Raw genomic sequence first — 9,331 nt, 5'->3', positions numbered from 1 at the left:
CACGGTCCCGGCCCCGACCGCCGCCGGCGTCGACGGCGTGCGCGCCGTGCTCGCCCGCGGCGGCGCCCCCGAGGCGCTGGCCCTCCCGGCCGCCACCGCCCTCGGCGAGGACGCCGCCGAACAGCTCGCCCACGACCCCTGGCGGCTCCTCGCCGTCGCCGGCGTGCGCCCCACCCAGGCCGACGGCTTCGCCCGCGCCCTGCTCGGCCAGGGCGCCGGTCCCGGCGACGAGCGGCGGGCCGCCTCGCTCCTCGGCTGGCTGCTGGAGCAGGCCGCGCTCAAGGGGCACACCGCCCTCGAAGCACCGACCCTCGAAGCCGCCCTCGCCCAGTACGGCGTCCCGGACCCCGCCGAGTCCCTGGAGCGGGCCATCGGCGAGGGCGCCGTCCTCGTCTTCCAGGAGCCGCTCGGCCCGCCCGCCGCCGAAGGCGAGGAGCAGCCCGTCCGCGTGCTCGTCGGCCTGGAGGGCTACGCGCTGGCCGAGGAGAGCCTGGCCGACGGCCTGGCCCGGCTGGCCAACACCTTCGACGCCCCGGCGGACTGGGAGAAGGCCGCCGCCGGCCCCGGCGCCGACCTGATCCGCGCCGTCTCCGGCCACGGCCTGGTCACCCACACCGGCGGCGAGGCCGCCCGCGCCGAACCGCTGGCCCTGCTGGCCGCCGCCCGCGACCAGGGCCTGCGCGTCTGCCTGGCCGCGCACACCCCGGCGCACGGCGCCGTCACCGTCGCGGACCTGCTCTCCGGCGCCGCCGGGCCCGGCCGGGACGCCGACGGCCAGTTCGCCGTGGACCTGCTCGTGGTCCTCGACGCCCCGCAGCTGGACGTGGAGACCGCCGCCGCGCTCGTCGAGTCCGTTCCCGACGGGGCCCGCCTGGTGCTCTCCGGGGACCCCGGCGTACTCGGATCCGCCGGACCCGGCCGGGTGTTCGCCGACGTCCTGGCGGCCCGCGCCTGCCCGCAGCTGGTCTCCCGCACCCCCGACCCCGGCCCGATCGGCGAACTCGTCTCGGGCATCGGCATCGGCGAGCTCAACCAGGTCGACGCCCCCGGCAAGGAGGTCGTCATCGTCCCGGTGCAGGCCGCCGGGGAGGCCGTCCACCGCGCCGTGCAGCTGGTGGCCGAGTCCGTACCGCGCGCCTTCGGGATCCCGGCCGACGCGGTCCAGGTCATCACCCCGGGCCACGGCGGCCCGGCGGGTACGCGGGCGCTGAACGCGGCCCTCAAGGAGCGGCTGAACCCGGGCCCCGGCCGGTTCGGCGGCTTCGACCCCGGCGACCGCGTCGTGCACGTGCCCTCGCCCGGGCGGGCCGTCCCGGCCCGGGTGGTGTCGGCCGACGCGCAGGGGCTGCACCTGGACGCGGCCGGTGCGCGGATCGTCGTACCGAAGGAGCGGGTGGAGTCGCAGGTGCGGCACGGCTGGGCGGTGACGGCGCACCAGGCCGTCGGCGCGCGCTGGCCGGCCGCGGTCGTCGTACTGCCCAAGGACGCCGCGCAGGCCCTCTCCCGGGACTGGGTGTACACGGCGTTCGGGCGGGCGGAGCGCCACCTGTCCGTGGTGCACGGCGTCGACCAGGCGCTGCCGCAGGCGGTCGCCGGGGTGCTGCCGAAGCCGCGCACGACCCGGCTGACCGGCCTGCTGCGGGCCCTCGTGGCGGCGGCGCAGGAGCAGCCGGAGTGACGCCTCGATGATCCCGGAGTGACCCGTACGCGCCGCGGCCCCCGCCCTTCCGGGACGGGGGCCGCGGCGTCGTGCACGGGGACCGGGATCAGGCGGGTGTCAGGCCGGGCCGGGCCGCCTGGCCGCCCGCGTCCTCGTCCTCGTCCTCGTCCTCGTCCTCGTCGAAGTCGTCGGTCTCCTCGTCGAAGACGGAGCTGACGTCGAACCGGTGCAGTACGTCCTGCGGATCGGTGTGCCCGAAGGGCGAGCCCAGCCACTCCCCCGGCTCCGCCACCTCCTCCGAGGCCGCGATCCAGAGCGTGGAGTCCCCCTCCTCCAGGCCGAACTCCTTGTAGCGGGATGCGATCTCGTCGGGCTCGTACTCCCCGAAGAGCACGCCCAGCGCACCGGCGGTTCCGCCGTCGAGGGCGAGCTCGGCCTCGCGGTCGTGCGCGGCGACGCGCTCGGCCTGGGCGATCAGCCTCGCTGGTTCGACGACGGCGTAGTCACGGCGGATGAGCACGCTGAAGGCCGCGGGCTCCGCCGGCCCGGTGTACGGGACACCGTCCTCGGGCGTGGGGATCTCGAACGGGGTGACCTCGTCGTAGCGGTCGTAGAGGAGCTCGTCGTACTCCTCGGCGGCGGCGGCGAGTTCGTTGAACGCGGCGTAGACGGCCGGGTCCTCGTCCCCGATCCTGCTCTCGACCGCGGCGAGGTGGCGGTCGAGCGCGGCCTTGACCGCCTCGGCGGCGGCGCGTACCTCGGCAACACTGGGCAGAGCGGCATCAGACATAGTGCAGACGCTATCCGTAGCAGGGCTCTGCCCGCACAATAGATGCGATGCCGGAATACGAATTTGTCGACGTGTACGTGCCCCGCGGTGTGCCCCGCAAGGAGGCGACCCGCCTGCTCACCGACCATGCCGAGTACGGAAACTGGGAGATCGACCGGCTGGCCCTGTACCGGGACGGCAGCCGCCGGGTACGGCTGCGCCGGAGGATCATCCGTCAGGTCCGCGCCACCTGGTGACCTGGGACGGATGACGCGGGCCCCGGTCCGGGGCCCGCGTCGTACGGCCGCCGCCCGTCAGGCGGCGTTGCGGGCGCGCCGGTAGAGCACGGCGCCGGCCAGCAGGGTGCCCGCGGCGAGCGGAAGGCCCACGCCGAGGACGTCTCCCGCGCCGGTGGCGGCGAGCCCGGCCCGCTGGGCCGGCGCGATCCCCTGGCCGGGGTGGGTGACGGGCGTGAGGCCGCCCGCGCCGGGCCCGGTGGGCGTACCCGGGGTGCCGGGAGTACCCGGGTTGCCGGGGTTGCCAGGGGTTCCGGGGTTGCCGGGCTGGCCGGGGTTGCCGGGCGTGCCCGGAGTGCCGGGCTGACCGGGCGTGCCAGGGGTTCCGGGGTTGCCGGGAGTCCCCGGGGTGCCGGGCTGGCCCGGGTTGCCGGGGGTTCCGGGGTTGCCGGGGTGGCCCGGAGTGCCGGGGTGGCCCGGGTGACCGGGGTGGCCCGGAGTGCCGGGGTGGCCGGGGTGGCCCGGGTGGTCCGGTTCGTCCTCGTCGCACGGCTCGTCCGGCTCCTCGGGCTCGGCCGGGTGGCCGGGGTTGCCCGGGTGCCCCGGGTGACCGGGGTGGTTCGGCGTGGCCGAGTCGTTGGAACACCGGTTCCCGAAGGCCGGGTTGAGCAGCCCCACCACCGAGACGGTGTTGCCGCAGACGTTCACCGGAGCATCCACGGGTACGTGGTCGGAGTTCCCCGACGCCACGCCCGGAGAGTTCACGGCATGGCCGGACGTGCCGGAGTCCGCGTGTGCGTAACCCCCACCCAGCGCGAGCACACCCCCCGCCGCCGCCATGGTGATCAGGGTCTTCCTGGTGACCGCTGCCTGTCGTCGCATTGCGTTTGTCCCCCTGCGGTGTAAGAACAGCCGGGCCCCAAAGCCCGGCAGCCCCGGAGCGCTGGAATGCGCTCCGGGGCCCAGGACTTCAGAAGCGTCAGGCGTTGACGCAGGTGTTGCCGAAAGCCGGGTTCAGCAGGCCGATCACGTTGACCGTGTTACCGCAGACGTTCACGGGGATGTGGACCGGGACCTGGACGACGTTGCCGGACAGGACGCCCGGGGAGCCGATGGCCGCACCCTGGGCACCCGCGTCGGCCTGGGCCAGGCCCGCACCCGCGAGAACCAGACCACCGGTGGCAGCCGCAGCGGCGACAACCTTCTTGAACATTGTTCCTCCTAGTTGGCAATTGCGGTCCCAGCCGCGGACCGCACCACCTGTAACGAGGAGGCGTCACCAGGGCTACGAGCGTATGAGTGCATTCACTCTTCCCAGTGAGAAACGCACACCTACCCGATTCTCAGCAGTTGTCGATGAACCGGTCCAGCACGCGCACGCCGAACTTCAGCCCGTCGACCGGCACCCGCTCGTCCACTCCGTGGAACATCCCGGCGAAGTCCAGCTCCGGCGGCAGCTGCAGCGGGGCGAAGCCGAAGCAGCGGATGCCCAGCTCGTCGAAGGACTTCGCGTCCGTGCCGCCGGAGAGCATGTACGGGACCGCCCGCGCGATCGGGTCCTCGGCCTTGAGGGCGCCCTGCATGGCGTCGACGAGCTTCCCGTCGAAGTCCGTCTCCAGCGCCCTGTCCCCGTGCACGTCCTCGTACTTCACGCGCGGCCCGAGGATCCGGTCGAGGTCGGCGAAGAACTCGTCCTCGTAGCCGGGCAGGAAGCGGCCGTCGACGTGCGCGGTGGCCTGGCCGGGGATGACGTTGACCTTGTAGCCGGCGCCGAGCATGGTCGGGGCGGCCGAGTTGCGCAGGGTCGCGCCGACCATCTTGGCGATGCCGCCGAGCTTGGCGAGGGTCGCGTCCATGTCCTCCGGGTCGAGCGGGGTGCCGAGCGCGTCCGAGAGCTCGTCCAGGAAGCTCCGTACGGTCTTGGTGACCCTCACCGGCCACTGGTGGCGGCCGAGGCGGCCCACGGCCTCGCACAGCTCCGTGATGGCGTTGTCGTTGTTCGTCATCGAGCCGTGGCCCGCGGTGCCCTCCACCGTGAGCCGCATCCAGTGCATGCCCTTCTGGGCGGTCTCCACCAGGTACAGCCGCAGGTTCTCGTTGACGGTGAACGAGAAGCCGCCGACCTCGCCGATCGCCTCGGTGACCCCGTCGAAGAGCCCGGGGTGCTTGTCCACGAGGTGCCGGGCGCCGAACACGCCGCCCGCCTCCTCGTCCGCGAGGAAGGCCAGCACGATGTCCCGCGGGGGCTTGCGCCCGCTGCGCAGGCGGTCGCGCACGACGGCCAGCGTCATCGCGTCCATGTCCTTCATGTCGACGGCACCGCGGCCCCACACGCAGCCGTCGGCGATCTCGCCCGAGAAGGGGTCGTACGTCCAGTCGGCCGCGTTCGCCGGGACCACGTCGGTGTGCCCGTGGATCAGCAGGGCCGGCCGCGACGGGTCCTCCCCCTCGATGCGCGCGACGGTCGAGGCGCGCCCCTTGTGGGACTCGAAGATCTGCGGCTCCAGCCCGACCTCGGCGAGCTTCTCCGCGACCCACTCGGCCGCCTTGCGCTCCCCGGGACCGGAGTGGTCCCCGTAGTTGCTGGTGTCGATCCGGATGAGGTCCCGGCAGAGGTCGACGACCTCGTCCTCGCCGGAAACGGTCCTGCCCGCGCTCGACTCGCTCACGCTGCTTCCTCCCACTGATCGGTACCGACTGCCTCCCCATCCTCCCGCTTCACCCGGCTCTCCCCAAGGGCGATCCTCGGCCGCCGGGGGGTGTGATCGAGGACCCCGGAATGTTTGGTAATGTTTTCCACGTCGGAACGGCCCGCGAGGGACGCGAGACAGACACCTTGTCCGGGTGGCGGAATGGCAGACGCGCTAGCTTGAGGTGCTAGTGCCCTTTATCGGGCGTGGGGGTTCAAGTCCCCCCTCGGACACAGAGCGGGAACCCCACTTCGGTGGGGTTCTTCGCGTTTCGGGCCCGTTCTCGCTGCGGCTACCCTGAAGCCGTGATCGAGAACCTTCCCCCTTGCCCGAAATGCTCCTGTGAGTACACCTACGAGATGAACGCCCTCGTGGTGTGCCCCGAGTGCGGCCACGAATGGGTTCCCGCCGAGGGCGGCGCGCAGGCCGGTGAGGGTTCCGGCGAGAAGGTCGTCAAGGACGCCGTGGGCAACGTGCTCAGCGACGGCGACAGCGTGACCGTGGTCAAGGCGCTCAAGGTCAAGGGCAGCCCCTCCGGGATCAAGGCGGGCACGAAGGTGCGCAACATCCGGCTCATCGACGGTGTGGACGGCCACGACATCGACTGCAGGATCGACGGCTTCGGTGCCATGCAGCTGAAGTCCAGCGTGGTCAAGAAGGCCTGATCCACGGCTTCACGACGCAGAAAGAAGGACCCCGCCCGAGGGCGGGGTCCTTCTTCGTACGGCAGGCGTCCGGGGGGCCGTCAGCGGTTCGCGGCGATCTCCGCCACGCGGCGGCGGACCAGGAACCAGCCGCCGACGAGGGCGGCCCCGATGACGGGGACGCACAGGACCGTGGTGCGGCCGACGCCGCCGTCGCACCACATCAGGACCAGCACGGCGACCAGGAACACCAGGGTGACGATCTGCGTGTACGGGGCCCAGGGCAGGCGGTAGGACGGACGCTCCAGGCTGCCCTCCTGCGCGCGGCGCCAGAAGAAGAGCGAGCAGATCATGACCATCGCCCAGGTGCCGAGGATGCCCAGCGAGGCGAAGTTCAGGACGAGCTCGAAGGCGTCCTTCGGCATCAGGTAGTTCAGGCCGACGCCGGCGAGGCCGAAGGCGGCGGTGAAGAGCACGCCGCCGTAGGGGACCTTGCCCTTGTTCATGCGGGCGGTGAACTTCGGCGCGGAGCCGGACATCGCCATCGAGCGCAGGATGCGGCCGGTGGAGTAGAGCCCGGAGTTCAGGCTGGAGAGCGCGGCGGTCAGGACGACCAGGTTCATGACGCCGGCGGCGCCGGGGACGCCCAGCTTGTCGAAGACGGTGACGAAGGGGCTCTGGTCCGAGGAGTACGAGGTGTACGGGAGCAGCAGCGCGAGCAGGATCACCGAGCCGACGTAGAAGAGGCCGACGCGCCACATGATCGAGTTGATCGCCTTCGGCATGATCTTCTCGGGGTTCTCGGTCTCGCCGGCGGCGACTCCGCACAGCTCGACGGAGGCGTACGCGAAGACCACGCCCTGGAGCAGCAGGAGCATCGGGAGCATGCCGGACGGGAAGATGCCGCCGTTGTCGGTGATGGAGGCCAGGCCCGGGGTGTGGCCGTCGATCGGGTGGCTGGTGGCGACCAGGTAGATGCCGACGAGCAGGAAGACGACCAGGGCCGCGACCTTGACCAGGGAGAACCAGAACTCCATCTCGCCGAAGTACTTCACCGAGATCAGGTTCGCGGTGAGGACCACGGCGAGGGCGATCAGGGCGAGGACCCACTGCGGGACGCTGGTGAACATGGACCAGAAGTGCGCGTAGGTCGCGGCGGCGGTGATGTCGGCCACGGTGGTCGTGGACCAGTTCAGGAAGTACAGCCAGCCGGCCGTGTAGGCGCCCTTCTCCCCCATGAACTCGCGCGCGTAGGAGACGAACGCGCCGGAGGAGGGGCGGTAGAGCACGAGCTCGCCGAGGGCCCGGACGACGAAGAAGGCGAAGATGCCGCACACCGCGTAGGCGATCGCGAGGGAGGGGCCGGCGTTGGCGAGCCGGCCGCCGGCGCCGAGGAACAGGCCGGTGCCTATCGCCCCGCCGATCGCGATCATGTTGATGTGGCGGGACTTGAGGTCCTTGCTGTAGCCCTCGTCACCGGCGTCGACGTGGCGGGAGGACGCCGGGGCGAGGGCCTCGGTCAAGGTGCGGTCACTCATGTAGGGCTTCGCCTTCGTGGGTGGGACAGGCAGGTCCGTGCCGCCGCGCAGGGGAGCTGGGTGGTGTCACCTGTGCGGGGGTCCGGATGTTTTTGTCGCCCCAGGAGACCATGAGCCCCGGCCATGGCCAAAACCCGGGCTCCCCACGCAGAAACCCCCGGCGACCATGGAAACGGTTGCCGGGGGCATCACATGGGCTGGAAAGCGAGGCAGTGGCTCGCAGCAGCCGACCTCAGGAGCGGGGGTCGGCCTCCGCGGCCTGGTCGAGGCGGAAGGCCTCGTTCCCGAGGCCGATGCGGGCGTGCACCTCGGGGCGGCGGCCGCGCAGGACGGCCCCGTACAGCAGCCCGCCCACGGCGGCGGCGCCGATGATCCCGGGCAGGATCCAGCTGAGCGCGGAGCCCTTCTCGGCGGCGACCAGGACGTCGAAGTCCTTCACCGTGTAGACGGCGATGGCGAGCAGGGCGATCCCGGCGGCGCCGGCCGCGACGAGCCGCCAGATCTGGGCGCCGGCGGTGCCGCGGCGGACGAAGAAGGCGATGACGGCGAAGGAGGCGGCGGCCATCAGGAGGGTCACGCCGAGGGCGCCGACGTTGCCCATCCAGGTGAACAGGTGCAGGACGGGCGTGGTGGGGTCCCCGGCCGGCTTGTCATCGGTGACGGCGAAGGCCACGACGACGAGGACGGAGACGACGGTCTGCAGGAGCGAGCCGGTGGCGGGGGCGCCGGTGCCCGCGTTGGTCCGTCCGAAGGCGGCCGGGAGCAGGCCCTCGCGGCCCATGGCGAAGGCGTAGCGGGCCACCACGTTGTGGAAGCTGAGCATGGCGGCGAACATGCCGGTCACGAAGAGGACGTGCAGGACGTCGGTGAAGGTGGTGCCGAGGCGGGCCTCGGTGAGCTGGAAGAGCAGGCCGGGTCCGGCTTCGGCGGAGCTCTTGACGACCTCGGAGGGGCCGGTGGCGACGGTGAGGGCCCAGGCGCTGAAGGCGAAGAAGAGGGCGACGAAGCCGACGGCCAGGAACATCACGCGGGAGACGACGATGTGGGGCTTGCTGGTCTCCTCGGCGTAGACCGGGGACTGCTCGAAGCCGACGAAGGCGGCGATGCAGAAGCACAGGGCCGTGCCGAGGCCGGGTCCGCTCAGGGTCTCGGGGTTGAAGGCGTGCAGCGAGATCCCCTCGGCGCCGGGCTTGCCGAGGGCCGCGATGTCGAAGATGACGACGAGGACGACCTCGATGAGGAGGAGGACGCCGAGGACCTTGGCGTTGAGGTCGATCTTGAGCCAGCCGAGCGCGCCGGTGAGGGCGACGGCCGCCAGCGCCGGTATCCACCAGGCGAGGTCGATCTGCAGGTAGGTGGCGAAGAGGCTGGAGATCTCGAAGCCGAGGATGCCGTAGACGCCGACCTGCATGGCGCTGTACGCGACGAGGGCGACGAGCGAGGCGCCGGCGCCCGCGGTGGGGCCGAGGCCGCGGGCGATGTACGCGTAGAAGGCGCCGGCGTTGTGGACGTGCCGGCTCATCTCGGCGTAGCCGATGCCGAAGAGCGCGAGCACGAGGCCGAGGATCACGAACAGCAGGGGTTGGCCGACGATGCCCATGACGCCGAAGGTGGTGGGCATCACGCCGGCGACCACCATCAGGGGCGCGCTGGCGGCGAGTACGGAGAGCAGCAGTCCGGCGGTGCCGAGGCGGTCGGCGCGCAGGGCGCGGTCCTGGCCCTTGTACGTGCGGATCTCGGGCGCGGTGCCGAGCGTGGAGGATCTGCCCGTCGCCATGGCGGGTCCTTTCGGGG

9 protein-coding genes and 1 tRNA gene are annotated in these 9,331 nt (G+C 72.2%); 4 read left to right on the top strand and 6 right to left on the bottom strand.

The window, feature by feature from the left end; genetic code table 11:
* Positions 1–1,678: ATP-dependent DNA helicase (locus K7B10_RS30835; RefSeq protein ID WP_229341083.1), on the top strand; the 1,678-nt coding region annotated here is incomplete at its 5' end.
* Positions 1,679–1,766: 88 nt separating this feature from the next.
* Here the strand turns inward: K7B10_RS30835 and K7B10_RS30830 are convergent.
* Positions 1,767–2,450, bottom strand: coding sequence for a hypothetical protein (locus K7B10_RS30830; RefSeq protein WP_229341081.1), 684 nt, complete (start codon positions 2,448–2,450; stop codon positions 1,767–1,769).
* Between the two features lie 47 nt (positions 2,451–2,497).
* Here K7B10_RS30830 and K7B10_RS30825 point away from each other — a divergent pair, with 47 nt between their 5' ends.
* Complete coding sequence (locus K7B10_RS30825) at positions 2,498–2,686, top strand: DUF5703 family protein (protein WP_030860319.1); 189 nt, start codon at positions 2,498–2,500, stop codon at positions 2,684–2,686.
* A gap of 57 nt (positions 2,687–2,743) precedes the next feature.
* Here K7B10_RS30825 and K7B10_RS41360 read toward each other — a convergent pair whose 3' ends face one another.
* From K7B10_RS41360 to K7B10_RS30810, 3 genes are all read right to left on the bottom strand, one after another.
* A complete protein-coding gene (locus tag K7B10_RS41360; protein ID WP_229341079.1) occupies positions 2,744–3,547 on the bottom strand; it encodes a chaplin family protein in 804 nt (267 codons plus the stop codon).
* A gap of 97 nt (positions 3,548–3,644) precedes the next feature.
* Positions 3,645–3,878, bottom strand: coding sequence for a chaplin ChpH (gene chpH, locus K7B10_RS30815; protein ID WP_229341077.1), 234 nt, complete (start codon positions 3,876–3,878; stop codon positions 3,645–3,647).
* A 130-nt stretch (positions 3,879–4,008) separates the two neighbouring features.
* A complete protein-coding gene (locus tag K7B10_RS30810) occupies positions 4,009–5,334 on the bottom strand; it encodes a M20/M25/M40 family metallo-hydrolase (RefSeq protein WP_229341075.1) in 1,326 nt (441 codons plus the stop codon).
* A 169-nt stretch (positions 5,335–5,503) separates the two neighbouring features.
* Between K7B10_RS30810 and K7B10_RS30805 the strand changes: the two genes are divergently transcribed.
* Positions 5,504–5,588: transfer RNA gene (locus K7B10_RS30805), tRNA-Leu, on the top strand.
* 72 nt (positions 5,589–5,660) lie between these two features.
* Positions 5,661–6,020 (top strand): zinc ribbon domain-containing protein YjdM, encoded by a 360-nt coding sequence (locus tag K7B10_RS30800; RefSeq protein ID WP_308284650.1) that lies wholly within the window; start codon positions 5,661–5,663, stop codon positions 6,018–6,020.
* Positions 6,021–6,100: 80 nt separating this feature from the next.
* Here K7B10_RS30800 and K7B10_RS30795 read toward each other — a convergent pair whose 3' ends face one another.
* Both K7B10_RS30795 and K7B10_RS30790 read right to left on the bottom strand, forming a co-directional pair.
* Positions 6,101–7,537, bottom strand: a complete 1,437-nt coding sequence (locus tag K7B10_RS30795) for an amino acid permease (protein ID WP_229341073.1) — start codon at positions 7,535–7,537, stop codon at positions 6,101–6,103.
* Between the two features lie 232 nt (positions 7,538–7,769).
* Positions 7,770–9,314 carry an APC family permease gene (locus K7B10_RS30790; RefSeq protein ID WP_229341071.1) on the bottom strand — a complete coding sequence of 515 codons (1,545 nt, stop codon included), beginning with the start codon at positions 9,312–9,314 and terminating at the stop codon, positions 7,770–7,772.
* Between the last annotated feature and the right edge of the window lie 17 nt (positions 9,315–9,331).

This window comes from Streptomyces flavotricini (assembly GCF_020639365.1).
In the GTDB taxonomy this organism is placed as follows: Bacteria; Actinomycetota; Actinomycetes; order Streptomycetales; family Streptomycetaceae; genus Streptomyces; species Streptomyces flavotricini.
This window is presented reverse-complemented; position numbering and strand designations above follow the sequence as displayed.